General features: G+C 70.3%; 33 protein-coding genes. 2 read left to right on the top strand and 31 right to left on the bottom strand.

What is annotated here, in order from left to right:
- Window positions 1-175: 175 nt before the first annotated feature.
- The 10 genes from OG440_RS38435 to OG440_RS38390 all read right to left on the bottom strand — a co-directional run bounded on the left by OG440_RS38435 (window position 176) and on the right by OG440_RS38390 (window position 9,105).
- Entirely contained in the window at window positions 176-1,480 is a 1,305-nt protein-coding gene (locus tag OG440_RS38435) for an ADP-ribosyltransferase (RefSeq protein WP_406011593.1), read from the bottom strand.
- Between the two features lie 152 nt (window positions 1,481-1,632).
- The gene (locus OG440_RS38430; RefSeq protein ID WP_331752793.1) at window positions 1,633-2,964 is read right to left on the bottom strand and encodes an ADP-ribosyltransferase; all 1,332 of its coding nucleotides are present in this window, start codon (window positions 2,962-2,964) and stop codon (window positions 1,633-1,635) included.
- Window positions 2,965-3,227: 263 nt separating this feature from the next.
- Window positions 3,228-5,261, bottom strand: coding sequence for an NAD-dependent DNA ligase LigA (gene ligA, locus OG440_RS38425; protein WP_331752791.1), 2,034 nt, complete (start codon window positions 5,259-5,261; stop codon window positions 3,228-3,230).
- A gap of 97 nt (window positions 5,262-5,358) precedes the next feature.
- Window positions 5,359-5,712, bottom strand: coding sequence for a hypothetical protein (locus OG440_RS38420; protein WP_331752789.1), 354 nt, complete (start codon window positions 5,710-5,712; stop codon window positions 5,359-5,361).
- Window positions 5,709-6,125 (bottom strand): hypothetical protein, encoded by a 417-nt coding sequence (locus OG440_RS38415; RefSeq protein ID WP_331752787.1) that lies wholly within the window; start codon window positions 6,123-6,125, stop codon window positions 5,709-5,711. The genes OG440_RS38420 and OG440_RS38415 overlap by 4 nt, the downstream gene beginning before the upstream one ends.
- Window positions 6,122-6,394: a hypothetical protein gene (locus OG440_RS38410; RefSeq protein ID WP_331752785.1), complete on the bottom strand. Its 273-nt coding sequence runs from the start codon at window positions 6,392-6,394 to the stop codon at window positions 6,122-6,124. Before OG440_RS38410 ends, OG440_RS38415 begins: the two co-directional genes overlap by 4 nt.
- Entirely contained in the window at window positions 6,391-6,846 is a 456-nt protein-coding gene (locus OG440_RS38405) for a hypothetical protein (protein WP_331752783.1), read from the bottom strand. The genes OG440_RS38410 and OG440_RS38405 overlap by 4 nt, the downstream gene beginning before the upstream one ends.
- Before the next feature lie 2 nt (window positions 6,847-6,848).
- Window positions 6,849-7,343: a hypothetical protein gene (locus tag OG440_RS38400; protein WP_331752781.1), complete on the bottom strand. Its 495-nt coding sequence runs from the start codon at window positions 7,341-7,343 to the stop codon at window positions 6,849-6,851.
- Between the two features lie 346 nt (window positions 7,344-7,689).
- Window positions 7,690-7,989 carry a hypothetical protein gene (locus tag OG440_RS38395; protein ID WP_331752779.1) on the bottom strand — a complete coding sequence of 100 codons (300 nt, stop codon included), beginning with the start codon at window positions 7,987-7,989 and terminating at the stop codon, window positions 7,690-7,692.
- 111 nt (window positions 7,990-8,100) lie between these two features.
- Window positions 8,101-9,105 (bottom strand): DUF932 domain-containing protein, encoded by a 1,005-nt coding sequence (locus OG440_RS38390; protein WP_331752777.1) that lies wholly within the window; start codon window positions 9,103-9,105, stop codon window positions 8,101-8,103.
- A gap of 200 nt (window positions 9,106-9,305) precedes the next feature.
- Between OG440_RS38390 and OG440_RS38385 the strand changes: the two genes are divergently transcribed.
- Window positions 9,306-9,527, top strand: a complete 222-nt coding sequence (locus OG440_RS38385) for a hypothetical protein (protein WP_406011592.1) — start codon at window positions 9,306-9,308, stop codon at window positions 9,525-9,527.
- A 136-nt stretch (window positions 9,528-9,663) separates the two neighbouring features.
- Here the strand turns inward: OG440_RS38385 and OG440_RS38380 are convergent, their stop codons facing one another.
- From OG440_RS38380 to OG440_RS38345, 8 genes are all read right to left on the bottom strand, one after another.
- On the bottom strand, window positions 9,664-12,387 hold the full coding sequence (locus tag OG440_RS38380; protein ID WP_331752773.1) for an ATP-binding protein: 2,724 nt from the start codon (window positions 12,385-12,387) through the stop codon (window positions 9,664-9,666).
- A 322-nt stretch (window positions 12,388-12,709) separates the two neighbouring features.
- Complete coding sequence (locus tag OG440_RS38375; RefSeq protein WP_331752771.1) at window positions 12,710-12,892, bottom strand: hypothetical protein; 183 nt, start codon at window positions 12,890-12,892, stop codon at window positions 12,710-12,712.
- Between the two features lie 123 nt (window positions 12,893-13,015).
- The gene (locus OG440_RS38370) at window positions 13,016-14,098 is read right to left on the bottom strand and encodes a hypothetical protein (protein WP_331752769.1); all 1,083 of its coding nucleotides are present in this window, start codon (window positions 14,096-14,098) and stop codon (window positions 13,016-13,018) included.
- Between the two features lie 4 nt (window positions 14,099-14,102).
- Window positions 14,103-14,384 carry a hypothetical protein gene (locus OG440_RS38365; RefSeq protein ID WP_406011591.1) on the bottom strand — a complete coding sequence of 94 codons (282 nt, stop codon included), beginning with the start codon at window positions 14,382-14,384 and terminating at the stop codon, window positions 14,103-14,105.
- An 80-nt stretch (window positions 14,385-14,464) separates the two neighbouring features.
- A complete protein-coding gene (locus tag OG440_RS38360; protein ID WP_331752765.1) occupies window positions 14,465-15,079 on the bottom strand; it encodes a hypothetical protein in 615 nt (204 codons plus the stop codon).
- 67 nt (window positions 15,080-15,146) lie between these two features.
- Window positions 15,147-15,641, bottom strand: a complete 495-nt coding sequence (locus OG440_RS38355; RefSeq protein WP_331752763.1) for a hypothetical protein — start codon at window positions 15,639-15,641, stop codon at window positions 15,147-15,149.
- 317 nt (window positions 15,642-15,958) lie between these two features.
- Complete coding sequence (locus OG440_RS38350; protein ID WP_406011590.1) at window positions 15,959-16,186, bottom strand: hypothetical protein; 228 nt, start codon at window positions 16,184-16,186, stop codon at window positions 15,959-15,961.
- 201 nt (window positions 16,187-16,387) lie between these two features.
- A complete protein-coding gene (locus tag OG440_RS38345; RefSeq protein WP_331752759.1) occupies window positions 16,388-16,750 on the bottom strand; it encodes a hypothetical protein in 363 nt (120 codons plus the stop codon).
- A gap of 231 nt (window positions 16,751-16,981) precedes the next feature.
- Between OG440_RS38345 and OG440_RS38340 the strand changes: the two genes are divergently transcribed.
- Window positions 16,982-17,905 (top strand): trypsin-like peptidase domain-containing protein, encoded by a 924-nt coding sequence (locus OG440_RS38340; protein ID WP_331752757.1) that lies wholly within the window; start codon window positions 16,982-16,984, stop codon window positions 17,903-17,905.
- 56 nt (window positions 17,906-17,961) lie between these two features.
- On the opposite strand, the gene OG440_RS38335 is transcribed toward OG440_RS38340, so the two are convergent.
- The 13 genes from OG440_RS38335 to OG440_RS38275 all read right to left on the bottom strand — a co-directional run bounded on the left by OG440_RS38335 (window position 17,962) and on the right by OG440_RS38275 (window position 24,736).
- Entirely contained in the window at window positions 17,962-18,591 is a 630-nt protein-coding gene (locus OG440_RS38335; RefSeq protein WP_331752754.1) for a hypothetical protein, read from the bottom strand.
- Between the two features lie 89 nt (window positions 18,592-18,680).
- Window positions 18,681-19,139, bottom strand: a complete 459-nt coding sequence (locus tag OG440_RS38330) for a hypothetical protein (RefSeq protein WP_331752753.1) — start codon at window positions 19,137-19,139, stop codon at window positions 18,681-18,683.
- A gap of 154 nt (window positions 19,140-19,293) precedes the next feature.
- Window positions 19,294-19,848: a hypothetical protein gene (locus OG440_RS38325; RefSeq protein ID WP_331752752.1), complete on the bottom strand. Its 555-nt coding sequence runs from the start codon at window positions 19,846-19,848 to the stop codon at window positions 19,294-19,296.
- Between the two features lie 84 nt (window positions 19,849-19,932).
- Window positions 19,933-20,511, bottom strand: coding sequence for an LPD29 domain-containing protein (locus OG440_RS38320; RefSeq protein WP_331752750.1), 579 nt, complete (start codon window positions 20,509-20,511; stop codon window positions 19,933-19,935).
- A gap of 115 nt (window positions 20,512-20,626) precedes the next feature.
- A complete protein-coding gene (locus tag OG440_RS38315; protein ID WP_331752748.1) occupies window positions 20,627-20,824 on the bottom strand; it encodes a hypothetical protein in 198 nt (65 codons plus the stop codon).
- A gap of 19 nt (window positions 20,825-20,843) precedes the next feature.
- Entirely contained in the window at window positions 20,844-21,215 is a 372-nt protein-coding gene (locus OG440_RS38310; protein ID WP_331752746.1) for a hypothetical protein, read from the bottom strand.
- 61 nt (window positions 21,216-21,276) lie between these two features.
- Complete coding sequence (locus tag OG440_RS38305; RefSeq protein ID WP_331752744.1) at window positions 21,277-21,582, bottom strand: hypothetical protein; 306 nt, start codon at window positions 21,580-21,582, stop codon at window positions 21,277-21,279.
- Window positions 21,583-21,699: 117 nt separating this feature from the next.
- Complete coding sequence (locus OG440_RS38300; protein ID WP_331752742.1) at window positions 21,700-22,116, bottom strand: hypothetical protein; 417 nt, start codon at window positions 22,114-22,116, stop codon at window positions 21,700-21,702.
- A 97-nt stretch (window positions 22,117-22,213) separates the two neighbouring features.
- On the bottom strand, window positions 22,214-22,462 hold the full coding sequence (locus OG440_RS38295; protein ID WP_331752740.1) for a hypothetical protein: 249 nt from the start codon (window positions 22,460-22,462) through the stop codon (window positions 22,214-22,216).
- A gap of 103 nt (window positions 22,463-22,565) precedes the next feature.
- The gene (locus OG440_RS38290) at window positions 22,566-23,153 is read right to left on the bottom strand and encodes an LPD29 domain-containing protein (protein ID WP_331752738.1); all 588 of its coding nucleotides are present in this window, start codon (window positions 23,151-23,153) and stop codon (window positions 22,566-22,568) included.
- A gap of 160 nt (window positions 23,154-23,313) precedes the next feature.
- Window positions 23,314-23,667: a hypothetical protein gene (locus OG440_RS38285; RefSeq protein ID WP_331752736.1), complete on the bottom strand. Its 354-nt coding sequence runs from the start codon at window positions 23,665-23,667 to the stop codon at window positions 23,314-23,316.
- A gap of 205 nt (window positions 23,668-23,872) precedes the next feature.
- Entirely contained in the window at window positions 23,873-24,151 is a 279-nt protein-coding gene (locus OG440_RS38280; protein ID WP_331752734.1) for a hypothetical protein, read from the bottom strand.
- A 96-nt stretch (window positions 24,152-24,247) separates the two neighbouring features.
- Window positions 24,248-24,736, bottom strand: coding sequence for a hypothetical protein (locus OG440_RS38275; protein WP_331752732.1), 489 nt, complete (start codon window positions 24,734-24,736; stop codon window positions 24,248-24,250).
- Between the last annotated feature and the right edge of the window lie 639 nt (window positions 24,737-25,375).

The raw sequence follows: 25,375 nt of genomic DNA, 5'->3' as shown, positions 1-25,375 counted from the left end.
GACCAGGCGCCCCGGAGCGGGCACGCGCAGGGTGACTGCCGCCCGTGGTGAACGAACGCCAGGTCACCGATGGCGGCGAAGCGTGAAAAGAGGACGGTTGACGGCCCCGCTTCCCCTGTTCAACTGGCGTGCGGCGCCGGTGTGACGCCTGTGACGACGCGCGGCCAGGGCGGCGTCAGTAGCGTGGTGCGTCGTTGGTGTCGCACATCTGGACCAGCATGCACCTCTTGCCCGCGACGTTCACGTCTTCGTGGACGCCGACGACCACCCACTCCGTCCCGCGCGGCACCAGCCGCTCACGTTCCGCGTTGTCGAACCAGGAGAGCTCGGCCACCGCTGCTCCGCGCCGGGTGACCGTTTCGAAGATGACGCCGTAGTCCGCCTTGCCGCTCTGTCCCGAATTCGCGTCCTCCCAGTAGAGCTCGGTGAAGTTCGCGGCCACGGCGGGGCAGTGGGAGACGGACATGTAGGAGTCGTCGCGATAGCGGCCGCCGACCGGGAAGTTCCCCCGGACCCAGGAGGCCACCTGGTTGTTCTTGCGGACGTCCTCGGGAGGCGTGAAGCCGCGGAAGGTGTGGTGCGGGCTCTCCGACTCGCCGGCGGCTGCGATCGCCGAGTCCAGGTGACCGGTGACTTCCCGCATCGGCACCGACAGGTGAGTTGCTGGCTCGTCCAGGCTTTTCCCCTGGTACAGGTGCCTGTTGATGTCCTCGTACGCCTCAAGGGTGTAGGCCTTGGCCCACGACTGCTGCTGATCATTGAGTTTGTCCACCCAGGCCTTCGACTCGGGCTCCAGACGCGCTGCAATCTCGTTGTCCAACTTGACCCGGGTGGGAGCGTCAGACAGCCCGTGCCGTTCCCACGGTTTGGCCGGGCGCCGCCGGGAGGCGGCGTGGATGATCTGCTCGGCGTGGTCGACAGGGACCCGGTCGTAGATGACCTGCCCGTTCTCGGTCCGGTACGGCCAGGGCGAGTTGGCCAGCGCTTCGTAGCGGTCCTTGTCGAGACGGCGGAGGACCACGCGCGCGTAGCCCGGCTCGTCGTCGGTCGCCGGATACACCGTGGCCGAGCCGGCGAAGTCCTTGTCGTTCCACGCGGCACTCTGCCCGCCGTCCTGGCGCCGGGGCAGAAGCCGGGCCCGGCCGCCGATACCGGCCGCCCCGGCCAACGCTTGCGCAGCGCGGGCCTCCTCGGGCGGACGCGGCGGGGGAGCGGCATTCACGACATCCGGGTCGCCCGGGTCAGGGTAGGCGTCCTTCGGCTCGCGGCCGCGCAGCAGCGTGCGGGTGGCAGCGGCGCACTTCTTCGCGTTGTCGGCGAACATCTTCGCGCGGTCGTCGTCCCCGGCCTCGACGGCTTCCTTGGTCTTGGCCGCCCACTCCTGGGCACCGGCGTAGGCGTCCTTGGCGGGATGCCCGTCGGGCGTCTGGGTGACGCTGGCGCCCAGCTGCCGGGAGGCGGCGCGCTTGGCGGCTCGCATCGCCGGATGCGAGGACGCACACCGCCGTCCCCCCTTGGTCTGCGACCTGCACATCCCGCGCGCTCCTTCCTCCCCGTGCGGCTGCACGGAGGCGACTTTGACGACGAGGTGATCTTCAGGCGGCGGGCCTGTGGACAGCGGCCCGGCGACGGTCAAAAGCGCGGCACGTCGTGGACATCGGCGAGCTGGACCACGACCTTGTTGGCGCCGGCAATGCGGACGTTCTCCTGGATGCCGACGACGTGGAACGTGGAGCCCCGCTTCAACAACCGCTCGCGTTCCTCGTTGTCGTACTGGGAGACGGCCGCGACCGCTGCGCCCCGGCTGGTGACCGCTTCGAAGACCACGCCGTGCGAGGCTTCGCCCCTGTCGGTCTTGGAGTCGAACCACTTGTTGGGGCTGAAGCTGGCGGCGTACTCGGGGCAGTGGGAGAAGGACATGTAGGAGTCGTCCCGGTAGACCCCGCCGACCTTGAAGTTGTCCTTCACCCACTCCAGGACCCGGTCAGACTTGATGACGTCGCGGGGTGGTTTGTAGCCGCGGTAGATGATGTGCGGCTGATCCGGTTCCGGCGCCCGGTCGATGGCGGAGTCCAGATGGGTGCAGACCTCCCCCAGCGGGACGCCCATTCCCTCGACCTCTTCGTCGGGGGACTTGCCGTTGTACAGATGGCTGTTGATCTCTTCGAAGTGCTCGGCCGTGAACTCGTTGACGTACGCCTCTTCCTTGTCGGTGATCTGCTGCGACCAGGAGTACGACTCGTCCTCGAGTTCCTCGGCCTCGTCCTCGGGCAGCGCTGCCCGGGAGACGGCGGCCGTCAGGCCATGCCGGCGCCACGGTTTGCCCGGCTCGCCGGTGCGCGCCGCTTCGACGATCTGCTCGGCCTGGTAGGCGGGCACCCGGTCATAGACAACGGCGCCGTCCTCGGTGCGGTACGGCCACGGCGAGTTGGCGAGTGCCTGGTAACGGTCCTCATCGAGGTTCGTGAACGCCAGCCGGGTATACGGATGACCATCGTCCTCGTCGCCGGGGTAGACGGTGGCGGCACCGGCGAAGCCCTCCTGGTCCCAGGCAACGGTGTAACCGCCGTCGCTGCGCGGTACGACGGGCGAGTGACCGGCCCCAGCTGCATCAGCGAGGGCGTGAGCGGCGCGTCCTTCCTCAAGCGCGGTGACGTCCGCCTTCTGTCCGCCCGGATAGTCCGCGTCCGCGTCGCGGTCGGCGAGCAGAGCCCGCGTGGCCTGGGCACACTCCTGGGCGTTCGCCGCGCACTCCCGGGCGGAGGCGTCATCGCCGGCCTGCGCCGCCTCGTGCGCCTGCTGAGCCCATGCCTCCGCCTGCGCATACGCGGCGGACGCGGGATGATCCTCGCCAGCTGCCGTCGCATCCCGCCCCAGCTGCGGTGAGACGGCCCGCGCTGCGGCCCGTACGGCCGGGTGCGAAGACGCACACCGCCGACCGCCCTTCGCTTTGGACCTGCACACCCTGCGTACCCCTCTCCCCGGGCCACACCGTCGGTGCGGCCGATGTCGGACGATGCGGGGATCGTGCGAGGGCACGGCTGTGGACAGAGGTTGAACTCCTGCAACTCAGGCTCGGCGGTACCGAGTCGGACCGAGCAGAGCGGCGAGCACGCCGGTGATCCGGGGGCGGGCGGAAGCAGGTCAGTTCCTCCGTGCGCCCGGGACGCGAACGGGCGATGCGGCGGACAGGCAGAGCCTGTCCGCCGCATCGGCGTGAGGGGGGGTCAGGCGAGGACGTCAGAGATCCGGTCGGCGAACTCCTGCTCGGTGAGGATCGTCGTGCCCAGGCCCTGCGCCTTGGCGACCTTCGACCCGGCACCTTCGCCCGCGACGAGGATCGTCGTCTTCCTGGAGACGCTGCTGCTGGAGGTACCGCCCGCGTTCTCGATCAGCTCCCGCATCTGGTCGCGGTTGCGCCCGGCCAGCGGGCCGGTCATGCCCCCGGTGACCACGACGGTCTCACCCGTGAGCGGCTTGGGGCCCGAGGAGTTCGCGGTCTGCGGCTCTTCCATGTTCACCCCGGCCTCGACGAGCTTGTCGATCACCGGACCCATGGCGGCGATGTGGGCGGCGATCTTCGGGGCGTTCGCCGGGGGCAGCTTCGGCACCGCCGCGAGCTCTTTCACACTGGCGGCGCGGATCGCCTCCATCGTGCCGAAGTGCCGGGCGATTTGCCGCGCCAGAGTACGCCCGGTCCGCACGATTCCCAGCCCGCAGAAGACACGGCTGAGGGGCTGCTTCTTGGCCTGTTCGATCTGCGCCAGCAGCGTGTCGGCCCGCTTCTCGCTGCGGGCGGCCTCGGCCAGCTGCTCGCGGGTGAGACGGAACAGGTCACCCACATCAGCGACCGCGCCGCTGGCGACGAGTGCCTTCAGGAAGGTGGTCCCGAGACCGTCGATGTCGAACTTCTCGCGCGCGACCGCGTACTCCAGCGAGGCCAGCAGGCCACAGGAGCTGGCCGGATCGGCGCACTCCCACCGCTCGCCGGACTTGTCGATCGTGCCCTTGCAGGTCGGGCAGACCTCCGGGAAGACGATCGGCGTCTCACTGCCGGTGCGGGCCGCTACCACCGGCGCTTCGACCCTCGGAATCACATCGCCGGCCTTGAAGACAGTGACGGTGTCCCCGATCATCATGCCGCTCTTCAGGATGAACGAGGGGTTATGGAGCGTGGCGTACTCGACGGTGCTGCCGTCGACCTCGACCGGCTCCAGCACGGCGCGCGGCGCGATGATGCGAGTGCGTCCCACGTTCCACTCCACGCTGAGGAGCTTCGTCTGCCGCTCGACCGGCTTGAGCTTGTAGGCGGTGGCCCAGTGCGGGTGGCGGGTGGCGAACCCGGCCGTGGCCTGCTCGGCGAACGAGTTCAGCTTGACGACCACACCGTCGATCCCGAACGGCAGATCGGCGCGCAGACGCTCGATCTCCTCGACCCGTGCCTGAACCTCCTGAAGCGTCCCGTACACGCGCAGGCCGACGTCGGTGGCCGCGGTGGTCTGGATTCCGAGCGCGGCGATCTGCGCCATCACCTCCTCGTGGGTGTCCCCGCGCAGGAAGTCCACGTCCAGGGTGACCGCGCCGTAGGCGAAGAACGTCGTCTCGATGACGTAGGGGCGGTCCTTGGCACGCAGGGTGCCCGCCGTGCCGTTGCGGGCGTTGGCGAACGGCTTGGCGTTGTGGGCCGCGCGGATCTCGTTGGCCTGCTCAAACTGAGCCCGGGTCAGGAGCACTTCGCCGCGGACCTCGAACGTGGCGTCCACGCTGAGCTGTTCGGGCAGGCCGACGATGGTGCCGATGGCGTGCGAGAGGTCCTCGCCGTGGCTGCCGTCGCCGCGGCCGACGAGCTTGACCAGGCGGCCGTTGACGTACCGGCCAGCGACCGCCGCGCCGTCCAGCTTCGGCTCGGACGTGTACCCGCCGGTGACGGCGGCGTCCAGACGCCGGGCCACCGACGCGCCCCACTTCAGCAGGTCCTCCTCGCCGAAGACGTTGTCGAGGGACAGCATCGGCACCGTGTGCGGCACGTCGCCGACCGGGGCGGCACCGCCGCCGACCTTGCCGGTCGGGGAGTCGGCGCGGGTGTGCTCGGGGTGGACACGCTCGAAGTCGGCGATGCGGACGACGAGGGCGTCGTAGGAGGCGTCGTCGAGCGTGGTGTCCCCGTCGCCGTAGTACGCGGCGGCAGCGGACAGAGCCGTGTCGATGGCGGAGTTGTACTCCGTCACGTCGGCCAGGGGAGCGGCGAGTGCAGTGGTCATGGGGTGATCCTCTCGTCAGGGTCTGACAGCGGGCGGACCGCCGACAGCGGGCCGCACCGGCCATAGGGAGAAGGGGGAGTCCCGCCACGGGGGCGGGTCAGTCGCGCGGTTCGACGTCGACCGATTGCGGGCTGGTGATGTGTTCGCAGGTCATGCACACGCCGCCGCCGAGGATGCCGCCCGGCAGCCGTCCGCCGTGCAGCCAGATGCACACGAGGCGGTCGACGGGCTCCACCGGGCCGAAGTCCCAGCCCTGGCAGACGGGGCACTGGAACTGCCAGCCGCTCGCCGTGAGCCTGAACGCTGCGGCCTCGAAGTGCGCCGCGACCCGTTCGACGTCCTCACGGGCCAGGTCTTCGGCATGGGGACTGCGCGATCCGGTCGCGGCCAGATCGATGGATGCACGGCGGTGCCCGGGGTCATCCGCCTTCGGCAGTTCGTGCGCGCTCACCCACGACCTCCTTCGCTGGGCCCACCGTCATGGCGGCCCTGGCCGCTTGCCGGGCTGTCCTCGATGAGGAGCTGGAGGGCCTGCTTGACGGACAGGTGGCCGTGACGTGCGGAGACGGCCTCCCGCAGGCGGACGGCCTCGTCGCTGTAGCCGCTGGTGGCGAGTAGGTCCGCGACGTGGGAGCCATGCCGCACGCTCTTGGATGCCGCTGCCTCAGCGACCAGCCGGGCGGCCGGACTGGCCTCTATCCGGGAGGTCTCCCACGCCTTGATGCGCGCCCGGTGGACGTCGTGGTGCCGCACGCGGGTGCCATTGTGACTGGTGCACAGCTGACCGGCAGGCGAGCCGCAGCCGTCCGGCGGGGCCGGACACGGCTCGGTGAGCTGGGAGAGAGCGGGACGGGTCTCGGTCATGATCCTTCCTGGTTCTGCTGGGCCCGGTAGTCCTCACGCGCCTGGCACGGCAGGGTCAGCTGGGCCAGCAGCAGCGGCAGCGCCGCCGTGTCTCCGATCTCGCGGGCGTAGTCGATGGCCGCGTTGATCTGTTCGAGGTCCTTGTCGGTGACCCAGTGCGCGATGACGTGGTGGCACTGCGGGAGCGCTGCCGCGTCGGTCGGTCCCACGCCCGCGGAAGGCCCCGGAGCGTGATCCAGCGCGTTCGCCGGGCCGGGGGTGTTCGTCATCGCGATGCGTCCTTCCTGCGGGCCGGGGTGCGGTGAGGGTTGAGTGCGGCGCGCACGTCGTCCATCGAGCTGAAGGGACGCGGATCGTCGCTGCCGGGGTAGGTGTGCGCGCGTGCCGCTGCGAGGGCGGCGGCCATATCGACCTGCGCCTGCGGGAGGACGTAGACCTTCTCCAGGCCGGCGATGCGTCCGAGCGGCCTGGGCTCCGCCTCGTCGTTCCACCGCAGATCACGGATGGCCTTGACGGCCCCTTCGCGGGTCACCGAGGCGACCACCGTGACGGTGTACTCGGCGTCCTCGCGCTCGGGCTGGTCGCTCACGTTGATGTAGGCGGCTTTCCGGCGGCGTTCGAGGACGGCGATGTCGCCGCGCCGGGCCCGCTGAAGTACCGGACTGGTGGGGTCGGGAGTCTCCGGCGTCCGCTCGCGGGGCGCGCGTGGGTTACCGGGCATCGTCACCACTGTCCGCAGCCCGCCGGGGCACTGGAGACCAGAGGGAGCAGCGTGAGCCGGTACGCCTGGGAGCGTCCGCGGCCGTAGTGCGGAGCCAGCTCGCCCGGCAGGGACGCGGATGCGGCCGTGAACGACTCCCGCACACCGCGGGCGAAGGCGGCCTGGCGGGCGGAGCGCGCGCTCTGGTCCTCCCAGGACGTCCACGGCCACAGGCCGCCGACCGCGTAGCGGCCCCGGGCGTCCGGCTTCACGAGCTCGGAGCCTCGCGGCCTGTCGCTGCCCGGTTCCCAGCTGAGGTGGAGGCTTTCGCCTTCCCACGTCGTGGTGACCCCGCCCGCGTGGCGGTGGAGATCGTCGACGATCTGCTGCGCGCCCTCGCGCGTGAACAGCAGCCGGTCGTACGGCCCGAAACCAGCGGGGGCGAGGGCGGCGTACGGGCCGCATGTGGTGGATTCGACGGTGACCAGGTGGACGGGCGAAGCCGTCGATGCCGTCATAGAGGAGGTCCTTTCACAGGCACACGGCGGCGGCCGTGTGGTCGGTACTGAGCGAGGGAGGAGCGGCGCACGCAGTCGGGGGCGCCGTGCCTCCCTGGCCCCGGACCGCATCCTTCGGGGGAGCGGTCCGGGGCCAGGCGGCCGTGCCGGTGCCGGGGACGGGACCAGCACCGACCGGCGGTCACAGGAGCGGGACAACCGCCGGCGTGTGACGGAAGGCGGCCGGGAAGCAGCCTCTGCGCAATCGGGCGGGGCTCTGTGACGGGGCCGCGCCGGACCGGGATTTCGGCTGGTGTCCCGGCTGGTTCCGCATGTCATGGCGGGCCGCAGTGCATGAGGGGGACGGTCAGCCGCGTACACGGGTGACCCGGGCGCCGAGCTGTGCCGCGCTCAGCGGGCAGTGCGGGCACGGTCGAGTACCCCCGGGCGCGGGCGGGGAGATCTTCCAGGTCAGTCCCCGGCCGCAGCGGGCCGAAGCGCTGGTGATCCACGCCCCGGCGCGGTCCTCGGACCACAGGCTGCCGGGGTTTCCGGGATACCAGCGGATCTCCCACGGCCCGGCCGCGATGTGGACGAAGAGCCCGCCGTCGTAGTCGCTGACGCCGTGGCCGTGCCGGGCGGCATCCGTATCCGCTTCGGGCTCCATGTTTTCTCCTGGTCTCGGTCGCTTCGGTCGCTGACCCGGCCCGCTGCCGAGGGCAGTGGGCCCGGGTCAGCCCAGGTCCGGGGGCCTCGCGGCCCCCGGACAGGGGCTGCATCAGGCGGCGAGCCCGAGCAGCTCCTGGTAGGCGACGGTCTTGCGCTTGGTGATGGAGCCGGAGTCGGACAGGGAGTTGGCGGCGCGGAGCGAGACGTTCGACCGGCCGAAGTGGTCCAGGTACTCGCCGATGGCGTTCCAGCCCGCCCACGCGGTGCCCCGGATGTTCTCCTGGGTCGCGGCGACCTCGAACAGCGTGCGCAGCGTGGCCATGCGAGCGGCGATGTTCTTCTGCTGCGTCTTGCCGGGCATGGCCGGGGTCTCGAAGACCCGGTGGGCGACCGTCTCGAACTGGCCGAGGGTGAGGGGGGTGTTCAGCAGGCGCTCGGCCTCGCGCTCGAACGCGTTCTGCCAGTCGAGGAGGGTGTCGAGGGCCGCGTGCACCTCGGCGAGCTTGACCGGGGCGGAGGCGGTGTGGGGGATGGAGTAGCTGTGCTCCGCGCCCTTGATGATGAGCCGCTGCATGTTGCCGCAGTCCGCGCGGGTGGGACCGATGTGGAAGGAGTTCGACGAGCGGCCGTTGTGGCTGCCGAAGAGCGTCAGGTGCATCTGGTGGTCGTCGACGCCGCCGATGCGGACGACGCTCGGCAGAGTCATCGAGATGAAGTACCGGCTGCCGTTCTTCCCATAGACGCCGGCCTTGTGGAAGGTCGCGCCGCTCTCCGTGCGGAGCATGTCGAGGATGTCCTCGTGGTCCTCGATCTGGACCGGCGTGTACTTCTTGCCGACGCCGCCCATGTACTCGGCCTTGCCGTCGAGCGGGTTGGTGCGGACAACGGCACGGGTGTCATCCATCTTCAGAGTCGTGACACCGCTCTCGTCGACGTGGGTGACCTGCGTGTCGTTCCACAGGCGAACGTTCCAGCCGCGCATGTGCCCCATGTCGAGGGCCTCGCGGGCCGACTTCGCGGCCGACACGTCGGCGCCGATGATGCTCCAGGCGTTGGGGCGGCCGGGGGCGAGGCGGGCGGTGTCGGCGGCGGGGGTCTCAAGAGCGAAGGTCACGGGCGTACTCCTTGGGTTCCGAGGAGGTCCCGTCCGACCCCCTCTCACATTCAATACTTTACACACTTCCATCGTTACTGTCAAACTATACGAGTCACAATAGAGGAGGGGTTGGGTTGAGAGGTAGACACGGCCTCCCTGCCGCACCGGTACGGCAGACTCGGCCCGGGCTCCCGACGCTCAACACGGAGGACATGCAGGTGACCAGACACACCGAACAGCAGCAGGAGGCGGCACGGCCGCGCACGACCATCGCCCTGGTGGTGATCGGCGTACTCGCTCTCCTCGGAGCATTCGGGGCCCGGGCGGCCGGCAATGACGTTCTGGCCTACGCGGGCATGGGTGTGACGCTCGGGTGCACGGTCTGGCTGGCGGTCGACGCGGCCCGCCGCTGGCAGAAGGACCGCCCACACCGCCCTTGACGAACGGCCGGTGCTCCGGCGGCACGAGGAGGGCGAGTACGCCGATCACCCCCCTCGCCCCGACCGTCTCTGTGCGCGGCTTCGCTGAGTCCCCCCACCGCTGTGACTGGTCGTACAGGGCGCCCTCGCCCATCGGTCAGGACGTCGGCGGCTTTTGTCGTGCGGCGAGTCCTTGGATGATGGCCCTCTGGCGGCGGATGTCCGCGGCTTGGTCCGGGGTGGGCTCGTAGCCGGAGAGACTGTCGATCTCCGCGAGGGCTGCTGTGACGTCGCCGGCGTGCGCGAGGACGATCGCGTGATGGGACCGCAGGCCGATCATCAGGTCGGGCAGGTTGTACTCCTGGGCGACGGGCAGGAGTTGCCGCTCGAGGATGTTCAGGGCCTGCTGCGCCTTGCCGGTGTTCAGCAAGATGTCGACGACCTCTTGGCCGGAGTCGACGGCCTGGCGCCAGGCGCCGCTGATCAAATAGAGCTTCGCCGCGGGAACGGCCGCGACTGTCTGGGGACCGCTGACGATCCCCTGGCGGCGGCGGCACCTGACGGACAGGGAGTAGCAGTCGGCGAGCCGCTTGAAGTCGTCGGGTGACTCGCTGGCGTAGAGCCGTTCCTGCAGCGCGGGGGTGGGCCCGTTGAGTTCATCGAGGCTGAGGCCCAGGTGCCCGCGGTACGCGTCGGCGGCCTGGGAGGCCACGACGTCAGCTTGGGCGAACTCGCCTGCGTGATAGAGGGCTTGGGCGAAGGAGTAGCGCAGCGCCCGGTGCTCCGCCGATCCGCGCTCCACCTGCGTCATGACCGTGTTGAACGCCGCTGTCAGGCGCAGCACGTCCCGGGCGTGGCCGTAGAGAAGGAACTGGCGGGTGGCCAGCAACGCTCGCTCGCGCGGGCCGATGCCGCTGTCGCCGGTCGTGACGAGCTGTTCCAAGGCGCTCACGTGGCGGGCGCAGGCCTCCCAGTCGCCGTCGTAGTAGGCCCAGGTGGCCAGCGTGTTGCGGGCTTCGAACCGCAGAGCGGTGTCCCTGGCCGGGTCCTCGGCGGCGTCCGCGACCACTGGGCGGATTTCGAGGGGGTAGCCGGCCTCGAAGAAGCCTTCCTCCGACGTGAGATCGATCAGCCTCTCGACACGGCCCGTCTCGGTCAGCAGGCGCATCCAGCGGCCGAACGGCGCCACGCCGCGTTTGCCTTCGAGTACCGGCAGGAGCGCCTCACGCACCTGGCGGACGCTGTCGTCGGGCAGGTCGTCCGCGACGGACGAGGCCACGGGGCGCACCGCGTCGTGCAGAGTGACCCGGCCGTCGGCGAAGTCCTGTGTGAACCCGTGGGCGGCCAGGTCGCGTACAGCCCTGGCCGCGTGCGCGGGACGCTCGCCGCCAGCCTGCGCGACCTGCTGCAGCTCGCCGGCGGTGAGAGGGACCTCCGCGACCGCCAGGACCGCGGCCAGCGTGCGGGTCCGCGGCCCCAGCAGACCGAAAGCCTCCTCCAGGATCAACTCCTGGGCGGTGGCGTTGGTATGCGTCTGGGCCTGCACAGCGTCACAGAAGGCAGTCCCGTCCCCGGCGTAGGCGGTGCGGGTCAGCTGCGCGGAGTTGAGCACGTACAGCGGCAGGCCGGCGGTGAGGGAGCGGATGCGCTGCCCGGTGCCGTAGTCCAGGGTGCAGCCTTCGGAGTTGAAGAGCCCCGCGATGGTGTCGGTGCTCCAGCCTTCCAGCTCCTCGGCAGTGATGCCGAGGTGGGCGGCGAGGGGGATCTGCTCGGGCCGGGGCTGGCCCAGCAGGATCAGCCGGGCGGTCGGCAGCGCCTGGGCCATCACTCGCACCCCGTCGGCGTCGAGCCGGTGGACGTTGTCGATCACGATGGCGATGACGGTCCCGGCCTCAGCCAGCCGGGCGTGGACGGCGCGCAGCACGTCGATACCGTCGGCGTGCGGGAGGGTTTCGGCCTCCGGTCTGCTCAGATGCCGGGCGGCCAGCTGCCGGGCAAGAGCGCCGGGTGCGGAGGCGGACGGCATGCCCGCGGCGTCGAAGTAGGTGACCGGGTGCGGGCACTGCGCGGCGGCGTGCGCCGCCCACGTGGTCTTGCCGGCCCCGGAGAACCCGACCACCAGCCGCACCGGGGCATCGCTGGCGAGCTCCGGCTCCCCGTCGTGCGGCCGGTAGACGGCGGGCAGCTGTGGGAACGCCTGCAGCTCCTCGACGAACTGCTCGTACAACGTCGGCAGTTCGGCGACGGAGAACTCCTGGCCGTGCGCGCCGGTGCACGCGTACTGCACCCGGGCGGCCAGTTTCAACACCAGCGTCGCGGCGCTCAGCGACCCGAACGGGACCCGCTCGGCCTCTTCGATGCACCCCGCGAGCATGGCGGCGAGGTCGCGGCCCGGCTCCGGCAGCCACGTCTCCGCCGGGTGCGGCCTGCCGGGCCCCATGAGAGAGACATCCGCAGGCCAGGACACTCGGCCGGTTCTGGCTAGGAGATCCGGTCCCAGGTCGGCGTTCGTGACCACGACCAGCCACGGAGTGCCGGCGCGCCGGCCCGCGGTGTGCTCGTCCCGGATGCGGGCGAACTGCTCGACCGCCCCCTGCACGTCACTCCAGGTCAGGCTGTCGAGACGGGTCTTGACCTGTACGTACAGGTGCCGGTCGGCGAAGACGACCTCGATGTCCTCGTCGCGCTCCACCCGCAGCAGCCGCGCCTCGGCCTCCCGCCGCCGCAGCAGACACCCGACCGCGTACAGATGCTGGTAGGTGAATCCACGATGTGTTGAGGTGATGCGCCGAAGCTGCTCGTCGTCGAGGACGTCAGCAGCCTCGCCGAGCCCCGGTGACGCTGCGGCCCGCGCTGCCCCGTCCGATCCATCTCCCTGCATTTCACCAAGGTAGTGATCCCCGGCGGCGGGCGGAGCCCGTTGCAGCGATCCGCGGCCGTCGCACGCGTCGTCCGGAGCTGCGGACGACGCTCCCACGCACGCTCCTTGGACTCATCGCGAGACTGAGAGCCCGGGCGTCCGCCACGCTTTGGCGGGGGACCTTCTCGCCGCAGAAGCCTGATGTGCTGGGCAGGAACGCGCGGCCCACGACGTCGGGTGTGGTGTCCCCGGGCCACACGGTGGTGCGTCCCACTACGCGAAGAGCGGCCCGCCGACCAGGCCGGCGGGCCGCTCTTCTTGCACGGTTGCGTTCCGAGGTTCGCTAGCCTGCGGCGACCCACCCACCGGCGGTGCGCCGCACCAGGACCCTGCGGCTGTATGGCACGCGGCCGAGCGCTTCTACGGCCTGCGCACGATCACGGGTCCGTGCGATGACCTGCTCGTCGGCCACTTCGTCTTTCTGCACGGCGACTCCGTACTCAGCCGTCTCGTCGGACTTGTTCATGATCTCCTGCTCAGGGAACGTTCACGGGACCTCGCCCGGCTCGGTGCTGATGTGCCGTGCCCCGCGCTGCTGGCACGGCACATCACGGCCTCGCGGGCAGGCAGCAGCCCTTAGCCGGGAGGCCTAAGCCTGCCCTGCGCGCTCGGCCTCCCGCTGCGCGGCCTCTCGCAGTGCGGCGCGGCGCTCCTGGGCCCTGCGCGGGGCCGGGGCCTTGGGCCGGTACGGCCCGACCTGGTTGCGCCGGAACCAGGCCTCCACCTCGTGGACGTCGCGGTTGCCGAGGTCGTCCGCGGCGGGGAACGGGTCGTCACTGGTGTCCGGTGTGCGGGTGCTGATGAAGCGCTTCACCGTCGCGACCGTGGTGTCCAGCGCACTGGCGAGGGCCGGGATGTCCATCCGGGACTCGGCGGAGGGCCGCAGCGACTCGCCGTCCAGGAGCCGCTCGGCCTGCTCCGGGCCCTCCAGTTCCAGCTCCCGCGCGAGCCACGCTGCGTCGATCGTCTCGTCCGCAGCCCGGGCGAGACGGGCTCGCTCGATGACGTCCCGCTGGCCCCAGGTGACACCCAGCTCGTCGAGGACGACCCCGTCCTTGATCTGGGACTTGGGCGTGTGGTGCCGCAGCAGCCAGGCCTGCACCAGCGGCCAGTCACGCTGACCCTCGGGGCCGGGCTGCGGGAGCGGGTCCTTGTGGCGCAGCAGCCAGGCGCGAACCGCACTCCAGGAGCGCCGGCCGTCGGCGTTCGGCGCGGGGAACGGGTCGGCCGAGTCGGCGCCGTAGTGGTCGTTGTACTTGTAGACGGCGCGGCGGGTGATGCCCAGAGTGTTGCCGATCGCCGCCGCCGTGAGGAACAGCTCCGACGGCCGGGCGGCGAGGGCGGCCGCCGTCACATCTCGCGGTCCGCGGCGGTTGCCCTGGGAGAGCGGCTTGCTGACGTACCACTCAAGCACCTTGTCGCGGTTGCGGTACTCGGCGCGGCCTTCCGAGCGGACCACCGGCGGGAAGTCGTCGTAGTTCACCACCCAGTTGGTGATCGTGGTGCGTCCGGTCGCTGCGGCGATCTGCACCCCGGTGACTTCCGGCGGCAGTTTGGCGAACGCCTCCTCAACCTGCTCGACGCTCGGGTGGGCCATGGGAACGCTCCGGGGGCGGTAGGGGGTGGTCGTACGGATCGAGACGGCGGTGTCACCGCCGATCAGAGTATCCATTAATTTACACATCTCCTGTCTGAAGCTCAATGGCGGGCGTGGCGGCGGTGCTGGGCCGTACGGCCAGCGGGGGCAGCGGGCGCCCGGAGGGGGTGGTCGGGACCAGGAGCGCGCCGCCGGCAGTCGTGGCCGCTGCGAACCCGGCGTCGTTCAGCCGTGGGGTGTGGGGGTGCGAGCGGTGGGCTCCGCCAGGATCCGGGGCGCCGTGGGCGTGGCCGCAGTCGTCGACCGTGTGGGCCAGGCCGAGTTCCTCGAAGGCGGTGAGGTCCTCGCCAGTGACCAGCATCGGGTGGAACCTTCCGCCCCGGGCGGCTGCGTCCCGAAGGACGCGGCGTCGCCGCTCGTTGAGCCGGAACGTCATGCCCGTCACCCCCACACCACGTCGCGGCCGTGCGCGGCGCACCACAGGGCGAGGTCGTGCAACTCGAGCAGGCGCCGCTGGAGGTAGCCGGCGGGCCGGCCGCCGTAGTAGGTGCGGCCCTGCTCGTAGCCGTCCGTGCCCGTGTCGTCGGGGGTCAGCGCGAGGGCGAGCAGGACGCGGCCGAGGAACTGCTCGGCGGGCAGCTGCCCGGAGGCGTCGACCACGCAGATCGGGATGACCGTGCCCTGACTTTCGCCGTCCTGCTCGCCGGGCGCCTCCAGGACACCGGATGCGGTCAGCTCGCCGACGGTGTCGTCCGCCTGGTGGGACAGTCCCAGCAGCGGCAGCAGCCGGGTGGCGTTGATGTTCGACACGTTCACCACCGGCGGCTCCCCGTCCGGGTCGAGCTCGTACACGTTCAGCCGGTAGTCCGGGCACGTCTCGGGCATCGCGCAGCCCGGCAGCGGGGCCCGCTCGGGCAGCGCATTCAGCTGCTGCACGGCGCCGCACGCCGCCTCGTAGGTGTCGTAGGGCGCGGCGAGCGCCGTTGCCTCGGTGCAGCCGCAGGTAACCACGTAGCCGACGGGAACGGCCAGAGCGGCGTGGAAGGTGACGGACATGGCCTGCTTCCTTCGGAGTTGACGGGGGGAGGGCTGCCGGACGCCGCGCGGGCGCCCGGCAGGCCGGCTACATCGGAGCGGACAGAGGCTCCGGCACGGTCAGGCTCGGGGTGAAGGGACACTGCATGCCCGGATCGGCGAACAGCATCTTGTGGATGGCGCGGGCGTAGACCCAGTCCTCGTCCCAGCGGCCATCGCTGTCGATGGCGAAGGCGCGGGGCGCCAGCGTGTGAGCCCGCAGAAGGACCGCAGTGACCGCGATGTCATACGGCCTGCCCGAGGTGGATCCGGTCTTGCAGAACGACGTGACGACGCCCGGCTGCCGGGCGTCCATGTCGATCGCGAAGGTCTCGTACTCCTGGTCGAGTTCGGCGAGGCCGTTGAAGACGATCGCGTCCTCGCTGATGCGAGGCGCTCCCGCGCCCGAGCCGCCCGCGATCCGGATCTCCTGGGTCCTTTCGACCAGCCTGACGATCGCGCCGGCGTCGAGCGCCAGCTGAAGCCGGACGGTCCGGAAGGACGGTGCCTGCGGAGCGAAAGCGAAGCGGTGCGTGTACCCCATGGCGGACTCCTCTGCTCGTGGTTGCCGGTGGCGGGGTGCCGCGCACCCTCATATCTATAATTTACACAACGATGCCAGTAGAGTCAAATTATGCGGGTCAATATGATTGGGAAGTCGTCGTGGGGTGCTTCCGAACGGACTGACGAACCGATGCCGCACGGCCTGGAGTTGTTGTTGGCACCGTCGTGCCGGCGGGAGTCCACAGGCCTCGCCGGGAGATGCGGACGCAGGGTGCTGGACTACACGGTGCGGTGTCCCCGGCTCCGACTGGCAGGCTGGGCGAGGGGGAGCTGGTGCCGCCTCGTCGGCGACGTTGCTCAGGCGGGCCTTTCGGTAGGGGTGTCGTCCGTGGCCGTCTCGGCGTGGGATGCCGTCTGCTGTGCTTCACGGAGTGCAACGCGGCCGGCCTTGGTGAGGCTGACGGCCTGCCCCTGCTCCAGGCCGGTGCTGGTGTCGCGCAGGAGAAGTCCCGCGGCGGCGAGCGTGTCGTAGACATCGGTGCGGATGCGGGTTCCGTCGTGGCTGACCACGCGGCGGCCGCCCACGCCGACACGGATGACGATGAGCGTGGCGCCATGGTCGGCGATGAGTTGGAGCGCGGCGACGCGTCGGGGGTTCAGCGTGATGCGGGCCGTGGGGTGCCTCCATGGACTTCCTCGCGTGGTGAGTGCCGGTGGCGGCCGAGATGATGACTCCTGCCGCGGGTGCGGGCGTTGGGTCAGCACCCGCGCCGAAGGCCCGTGGGCTCAGGCCCCGACGGACGCCAAGGTCTCCCACAACCTCTGCCACTCGGCGGCCCGTGCCTTCTGGAAGGCGTCCTTCTGTTCGGCGGTGATAGGTACCCAGGTCGCCGTGTGATGGGCGTCGGTGGACGGGCTCGTCGTGGTGGTCCCGGTGATGACTCGGGTGGCGGGGTCCTGGGTGATGCTCGTGTACATCCAGTCCTCACCGCCGTCGGTGTAGGTCATCTGATCGATCTGCTCACGCACCTTCACGCCCGTGTAGATACGCGTCGTGCCGTCTCGTCCGTTCACGAAGGCGATGTGTTCGGCGTAGAAGCCGTAGTCGTCGATCTCAGGGCTGAAGCGTTCGCTCGGCGGTCGGTTCATCTGGGGCTCCTGACGTGTCGCACATGGTCGGCGGAATGATCCGCGGGCGGCTGCTCCGCGGGCCTGAGGAAGGCGACCCCTCCGGATAATGTAAATTACACAAGATGGTGCAATAATTGCAAGTTTTACGAGGCGGAAAGGAAGTGAAATGGCTCCCTTGTTGTCTTCGGGAACGGCCGAGGGCGGGGGTGAGCGCTCAGTCCTTGTGACGCGGCCCCCTATCCTCTGGCCATGACGACGGATGCTTCCCACCGCGGTCTTGACGACGGCCTGAGCAGCGGCTCGCGCCGAGTGTTGGAGGTGCCCGCGCTTGCCTCGCTGTACGTGCAGCCGCTCACGCCCATGGGCACGGTCGAGCGTGGACGGGCCGCGACCGCGTTCGTCGTGCGCAACCGGGCAGGAGAACCGTTCCTGATCACCAACCGCCATGTGGTGACCGGGCGGAACAGCAAGAACGGTGATCAGCCCAGTGGCGCCAACATCAGCGCGCTCCGCGTTCTCGTGCAGATGGCCGGGCCGGCGTTGCGGTGGACGGCCCTGGTGCTGGAACTCGGCGACGAGGACGGCCGGCCCGAGTGGCTGGAGCACCCCGAACACGGAGGGAAGGTCGACGTCGTCGCCTACCCGCTGCGCTCGGAGCTGGAGGAAGCCCTCGACCTGATCGCCTACTCGGTGGCCGGCCCGGCATGCGCGCGTCTGGACCTGACCACCGAACTCTTCGTCATCGGCTACCCGTTGGGCTTCGATCCGTTCCGGGCGAGCGCCTCCATCGGCGTATGGACCAGGGGAACAGTCGCCTGGCCCCCGGGAATCGACTGGGAGGACCTGCCCAGCACGCTCATCGACTGCCGTGCACGTCCCGGACAGTCCGGTTCGCCGGTGGTCTTCTACGCCGACGCGCACACCACCTACCTGGCGGCCGATGGAGAGCGCAGGACGGGCCCCGTCTGGGACCTGGTGGGCGCCTACAGCGGCCGCATCACCGAGGGCAGCGACGTCGGCATCGTATGGAAGCGCTCGGCGATCGACGCGATCGTCGAGCGCGGCTGCCGGCCCTTGCGGCCGACGGTCAGCCCACTGGACGAGTCGGTCGACCGGCAGGCCCTCGCGGATCCGGAACCGGACCCGAAGACGTCCGGCGGCACAAACGTCTGAAGCCCGCAGGCCGGGCAGGCTCCTGCGGGCGGGGGGTACGGCAACAGCCGTCGGTATCAGGAGGGCACCGCGTGGTACGGCGGCCGGACGGTGTCCGCGACCGCACGGGTCACCCGCCCGAGCCCGTCCTCAGCCCTGACGGTGAGCAGCGGCACCGGGTCCAGGGCCCGGCCGTTGACGTCCTCCGACACGTAGAGGGCGTCATCCGTGCCGACGCCGACGGCGTAGCGGCGGTCATCCGGGCCCACCAGGACGCCTCCGGCGCTCCACTGGCTGACCGAGGCGATGCGCCAGCCGGACCCGAGCTCGCGGACGGCGGCACGGGTGACGTCGGCGACCGAGAAGGAGGGAACACCGGCTGCGCCGGGCGCGGCAACGCCGGCGGTCCGCTCGAAGTGGGCGATGGCCTCGGCGGCTTGTGACACGAGGTCCGCATGCTCCTGGATGGGGTCCGCAGCCTCGGCCTGCAGGGCGTTGATGGCCGCATACAGGTCGGCCGTCACGGCCTGCCACTGCGGTCCGGCGTCCTGGTTGATGGCGGCGTGCGCGTAAGTGCACATGTCAGCGAGGTGTCCGGCGAGCGCGCGGGTGCACTCGGGGACAACGAGGACGGCAGCGAACGAGCCGAGGGCCATCCGGCTCTGGGTGGCGATCGCGGCAGGGGTTCGGGGGTAGAGCACGGTCATTGGAGGCGGGTTCCTTTCTCGTGGTCCTGCCGGAGGGCGAGGGAAATGGGCGGCAGGCGGGGCGGCTTGGCTTCCCGGGGACAGCGGCGTCAGAGCGCGAATGGCAGGCGGGAGACCTCGCGCAACTGCTCGGACACCAGCGCTGCGCGTTCCTCGGTGATACCGAGCGCGCCCAAGGAGGCGAGGGCCTGCTGCTCGGCGGAGTCCGCCGCGGCGCGGTCCGCACGGGCCCGCAGGACGTGCTGCAGGACGCGCGCGGCGGCTACCTCACGCCCGGCGGCGATCACCGCCTGAAGCTTGTCGGCGTGTTCATCACGGACGGCCACGACGTGCTCGGCGACGAGGTCGCGCACCGCGCGCACGGATGCGAGATGCGCGGCTTGCTTGCAGTGGAAGTCCCGCAGCTCCCCGTGAGTTCCGTCGGGGCAGTGGAAGTACGCGACGAAGGTGAGCGGTATGCGGAAGTGCAGGGACACCTCTGCAGCGAGATCAGTGGTCAGTTCGGTGTCGTGTCCGGTAATCGAGGGGTGGAAGCGGACGATGGCCACCCGGTCCCGGAATACGGAGCGGACGGTAAGGCCGGGGGGTCCGCTGCGGTGGTCATGGGGTGACGGGGCGGCGTTGGGCTGCGAGTCCGTGATGGCGCGGCCTTTCTGACGTCGGCCCGGCCCGGCGATCGGCGCCGGGCCCGGGGCAGCGGGGCTAGTTCGTGGGGCTGAGGAAGACCGCAGCTACGGCGTCGGCGGGCACGTCTTCGTCGGGACGGTCGGCGAACTCGTCGTAGTAGATGTCGCCGTAACCGCCGCCCGTCGGGTTGGGCACGTACCGGCCGGTCGACAGACCCGTCTCGGCGGGGGAGTGGCGTCCCTCCCAGGGGTGCGTCGCCGAGGTGATGACCACCAAGGCGTCGTCGGGCATGTCCTTGAGGTTCTCCAGCGCGGCGCGCAGGTCGGACAGCCGCATGCCCTCAAGTTCCAGACCGAAAGGGCTCGCCCATGAGGGGCTGACGCGGGCACTGCGGACGGTGTTACCGGCGAACGCGTACGCGCCAGCCTCCGCATCGCTGATCTGGCGCAGTTCGACGGCCTGGCCGTTCGGGGTGCACTGCCGGAAGCCTGCACGCCAGTGGCCTGCGGTCATGCCGAGTGCGGGTTCGTTGAGACGGATCACGTCGTCCAGGCGCAGGGCACCGAGGCCGGCGAGCCCGTCGACGTCCAGCGCGCGCGTGTCCACGTGCACGTGTTGGTGGTTGCCCACTGGGCTCCTTCGCGTCGGGTGTCTGGGCAGGCCCGGCGGCGGATCAGGAGAATCGGCCGCCGGGCCGGTTCCGGGCAGGGGGTCTCAGTGCCCGGCGGGGGTGTGGTGGAGGCGGATGGCGGAGGCGTTCGGCTCGCCCGAGTGGACGCGGCCGCCGATGGTGACCGACATCCAGGCGGGGCGGCGCTCCTCGGAATTGCCGTAGCGGGCCAGGAACGGCGCGGTGACGGTGGCGACCGCGGTGCCCCGAGGGCCTCCGGTCCAGCTCACGGTGATCTCGTCGCGCGTCTTGTCGCGACCGCAGCGCACGGAGAACTTCACGCCGGGGAACGCGGCGCGCAGACGCTGCCGCAGAGCCGCCGCGGTGGCCTTGGTCGACAGGCGAATGGAGGCGTAGTTGAGCTCGGTCTCGCCCACCAGCGGCTGGACCGAGGTGTGGCGGACGTGCGTGATCGTGTGGTCGGCCGTGCGGACCTCGTACCGGGTGGCGGGCTCGCCGAGCAGGGCGCCGAGGAAGCAGCGCTTGCAGGAGCACGGGTGGACCGTGCCCTCGCCGTGTCCCTCCGCGCGGGTGCCGGTGTAGAGGACGCGGGTGCCCGGGGCCAGGCGCAGCGCGAGGTAGCCGGGGATGGCGCGGACGATGGTGTCGGTGTGCATGCGCATGTGCAAGGTCCCCTCTAACTGGCGATCCGGGCGGTTCCGCCGCCCAACGATCTTTAATTTACACACTCGTGGAGCATGAGTCAAATTATACGAGTCCTTAGGGTGCCAGTGTGGGTCAGGTGTCGTAGGTGGCGTCACAACTCCCCTGGTCGTAGCCGTCGCTGTAGCCGACCTGCCGCGTCTCGCGTACGAGCAGGTCGACCATGGCGCGGGCCTCCGCCTCAGGGACGGGCTTGCCCGCCTGCAGGGCGTCCAGGACGGTCTTGCGAGCCTGGGCGGCGGCGTGGCTGGTGCGAGGCTTTCCCTTGCCCACAGCGGTCCCTCCTCGGGGTTCAGTGGCGGCAGTCGCCTTGGTGGTGGAGCGAACGGCCGCACGGATCGCCGTTGTCGTCGAGGCCGTCGCACCAGGAGCCGGGAATGCCGTGCTGAGGCTGCTCGGTGGCCCGCCACACCTGCCCGGCGACGACGTGCGCCGTCTCCAGCAGCAGGGTCGTCCGGTGCAGGCCACGGCCGGATACGTGGCACAGCACGCCGTCAGGGCTCTCGTGCTCGCCGAATGGTTTCAGTACGGTCAGGTGTGCGGTGATGGTGTCGGTGCCGTGCAGCGGCCGGGTGTGGCGCAGCCAGTCGCCCTGGGCGAGAGTGCGTAAATCCGTGACGCGCTCGTAGGCGAGCCCGTGAACGACGAGCGTTGTGTTGGTCATGTGTGAGTGCTCCCGGGGGGCTTCGTGGGGGTGCGGTTGCATCAGGTGCACGGACGGTGCGTCAGAGCGTGCGCAGGGTGCGGCAGCGAGGGCACAGGACGGCGGAACGCTCGCACTCCGGGGGGCACGGACCGTCGTGGCGGCGTGGCGGCCGGGCGGTGGTGCGGACGGTGAGGCCGGAGCCGCAGGCGCGGCATACCGGCGGTGCGGGAATCAACTCGATGTCGTATGCGTCGCCTGCCGCGAGTTCGGCCCGGCGCGCTCCGGCCCGGGCTGCGGGGTAGGCCTCGCTGCTCTCGAACCCGTAGGTCTCGCCGCAGTCGTCCAGCTTCCAGGCGACGGTGTACCGAGGCTCGGAGGCGGTCACGGTGGTTGCTCCTGGCCTCGGGCGGGCGAGATTCGGGGGGTGGGGAGGCGCACGACGATGCGGGCGCAGGCTGCCGGTTCGGGAGTGGGGCCGGAGCGTCCGGCCCCACGGTGCGAGTCAGTAGCGGCGCGTACGTCGACGGGTGCAGCGGTGCACGATGTGGTGCACCACGCACAGGATGAGCAGGACCCACACGAGGGAGGACCCGGCCGTCGAGGTGACGGGCGGCGGCGTGCTGCCGTTCCCGGCGAGCGCGCCGATCAGCAGGCCCGACCCGACCAGGATGATTAGGGCGTCGGTGAACCTCGCAGCGGAACGGTGCGACGGGCGAGCGGGACGGCGCGGGTTGCGGCCGCCCAGCATCGCCGCCGCGACCATGAGCAGACCCAGCCCGGCGAAGACGGCCAGCGTCAGCAGCATGACTGCGGTGGCCCCGCCGAACAGGGCAGGGAGCAGGCCGAGGAGAACTGCGACATACGTCAGGGGGATGCACCAGCGGTGGGCGAGGGAGCGGGGGCGGGCGTGGCAGCTCATCAGGAAGGTCTCCGGATCCGTAGGGAGGCGGTGAAGGCGGCCGTCTCGGCCGCTGAGGTCGCCCGCCGCGCCCTTGAGGGGCGCGGCGGGGCGGCGGTCAGAACCGCACGTGCACCCGCACCGGCCACTCGCCGGTGACGTCGAAAACCTTCACCTCGTACGCCTCGGCCCGGTACCCGGCGAACTTCCAGTTCGCCGCGTGGCGGGGGGCTTCCTCGGTGAGGAGGGAGCGCCGGACCTCCAGGACCTCGCTGCCCGTCACCTGGCGCCTGGTGTCGACGACGTAGGAGTCCGGGTCCTCCAGGCGGAGTTCGTACGTTCCGTCGAGCGTGATGGCCTCAGGCATGCCGACTCCTCGGTGCGGTGATCGTGGTGGGTCGTCCGGGGCTTCCCGCTCCCGAACAATCACTAATTTACACAACACTGAGCCATGAGTCAAATTAAACGAGTCATATGCGTTGGAGGTTGAGGGTGGTGACGACCGGCACGCCCTGGCGTGCGGTACCGAAGCGGGAGACCGTGATCGGAGCGGGCCGACGGCGCCCCTCGGTGTAGTCGGCGAGAAGCGGTGCCGCGACCACGCTGACCTCCGTGCGGGAGGGTCCGCCCGTCCACCGCACGGTGAACTGGGCCCGCTGGGCGCCCCGGCCGTGCCGCACCCTGAACCGCACTCCCGGGAAGGCCTGCCGCAGCTGGCGGCGCAGGTGGGCGGCGGTAGCCGTCGAGGTCGCCAGGACGGGGCGCGTCTCCAGGATCTCGTCACAGCCGGGCAGCGGGACGACCGCGGCGTACTGGACGTGAACCATCGTCTTCGACGGCCCGTCCTCGCCGATCGCCCTCAGTTCGTAGCGTGACGCAGGCTGGCCGGCCCACGTTGCCGCGAGGCACACCGAGCACGCGCAGGGATGGACCGTCCAGCCGACGGTTCCGTGCGGGTCATCGGCGAGGCGCTCGACCGCTGTCCCGTCAGGCAGGCGCAGCTCGGTGTAGGCCTCAAGGAGCGGGCCGGAGACAGGGAATGCAGAGACCGGGGACATGACGTCATCCTTCATGGCAGTGGGGTGGTGTCCCCGGGTGAGACCTGCGGGTGGGAGTACGCGAACGAGCGCCCAACTGGCGCTCTGCGCTGGCGCCCTCGGGCCACGGAGCGCCCGGGCCATCAGGGCCCTTACGGTGGAGAGACTTCCTGGGAGTGCTTCAGTTCGACTCCCAGTAGCCCCAGTGCTTGACGATGTACGTCGCAGCCGCCCGGCGGCTGCGGAAGCCCTTCACCATCTGGAGGGACTTCTCCGACTTATAGTCCGTGGGGTTCGGGTCGGGACGCAGCGCCTGCATCGCCTCCTCGACAGTGGCGTACTGGGGAGTGTTGTAGGAACACGCGTGCCAGCCGCTCCACTTCTCGTTGTCGGAGGAGTACACGAAGCCCCACGCCTCCTCGCCGACTTTCACGGTGTAGGCCCGGATTCCCTTGGCGGGTTCGTGCAGAGAGTGCCGTGTGAAGCTGATGTCGCGGGCGTCGCCGGGCGCGGCGAGAAGGAACCAGCTGCTCATGAAAATCTCCCCAGTTCGGTACGAGTCGGTGCAGGCTTCGGGCACTCATGGACGGCTCCTGGGCCGTCGAAGGAGCGCCGGGTCGGAGGGCTGGGCTCACCCTCGCGCCGCCCGCGGATGCGGTGGCGCGGCGTGGGCCCGGCCTCTCGCCGGAACCCCTTCTTCAGGCCGAGGCGCCTGCTGCGGCGCCGTGCACGGCTGGACATCACGGCTTCCTCTGCTCGCGCTCCGCGGCGAACCGGCGGAGCACGTGCAGGATGGTGCCGTCGACCTCTCCGGCTGTCTCGCTCCGGCCGGCGTACTTGGCGTCGACCGCCTCGCGCGAATCGGAGCCGTCGACCCCGTAGGAGGTCACGTCCGGCCCGCCCTGCGCGTCGGCGGTCGTCGTCAGGATCTCTTCGATCAGCTCCCGGAACTGCTCCCCGGTGATCGAGGTCGCGAGGTTCCGGATCTCCGCCTGCTGTGCCGTGGCGCGCTGGTCCATGGAAGGCCTCCTCGCTGGTGGGGGGGGAGCAGCCGCGCGCTGCTCACAATCAATAATATACACATTCAGGAGTGAAAGGTCAAATTAACGAGTCAATTAACCTTGATTAAGGTCTGGTCTGGGGCGTCTGATCGATGTCCTGGGTGCCGAGCGCGCTCTGTGCTGCGGGCATGACGGCAGCACAGCGAGGTGCGCCCGCGTCTGCTCTGCGAGCTGTTCGGCCTCGCGCCCGGTGCACCCGGCCTTGAGGCACCCCCCGGTAGTCCAGGTGTCGCGGCCGACGTCAATCGCGGCGGCCTCCCGGGTGCAGACCTCCACAACCGGCCCGATCAGGCGGCCGGCGCGGAAGGACTCCGTCAGCCCTGCGTCGAGGAGAGCCGACCGCGTGCACAGCAGGGAGTACCTGCCCTGGAAGACGCCTTCGGCTGCCTCATCCGGCGTGACGACGACGAGTTTCCCGCCGACGGCCCAGTTCCGTACCAGCGCCGAGCGGTCGGACAGCGTGGTCAGGGCACGCACATGGTCGACCGTCACCCGCTCGGGCGCGCCAGTGCGATCGGCCCTTGCCGTTGTGTACGCGGACATCCTCAGTTTCCTCCTCAACGTTCCGGGTCTGGACGGGTCGGACAACAGGGCCGGACGGTGGCGGGCTCTGCGCCACAGCTGACACGGGCTAGCCCGCGACGCAACCGCGTGACCAGCTCGTCGTTCAGCGGCAGACCGAGGCGGACCATCTCTCCTTGCTGGCACGGCGGTTGGGTCATGCCAGCCACCGCCAGGGAACCGGATGCCCGGGCGGCCGTGTCCCCGGGGGCTTTCACATGTCGTATCCATCGGGCAGCGGGTGGGATTCCTGCTGGTCGACGAGAAGGCGTGGAAGCCGCTCAACCCGGAGCCCGGGGTGGGCGATCGGCAGCAAGACGCCGATGAGTTCGACGATCCGCTTGGACGCCTCTGGGGTGCCGGGAAGCGATCGGAGCAATAATTTACACAGCTGTTCTCGTACATGCAAGTTTGGCGCGTCGAGAGGTGATTGACACTCGTATAACTTGACCACGTACCGGACTATGCGTAAATTATGCATCCGGGGTCGCCGTTCCCGCTCGGCCTGACTTGCTGGCGGTGCTCAACAAGCTCGCTTGCGGGCCTATGTTGCGAACCGCCCTGGTTACTGGTGGCCGCAGCCCTTGCTGACTGCCCGCAAGTACGCCGCCAAGGTGCGGC

The sequence above is a fragment of the Streptomyces sp. NBC_00637 genome, assembly GCF_045161545.1.
Classification (GTDB): domain Bacteria; phylum Actinomycetota; class Actinomycetes; order Streptomycetales; family Streptomycetaceae; genus Streptomyces.
Note: the sequence above shows the minus strand (reverse complement) of the source record. Positions and strands in the feature narration are given on the sequence as shown.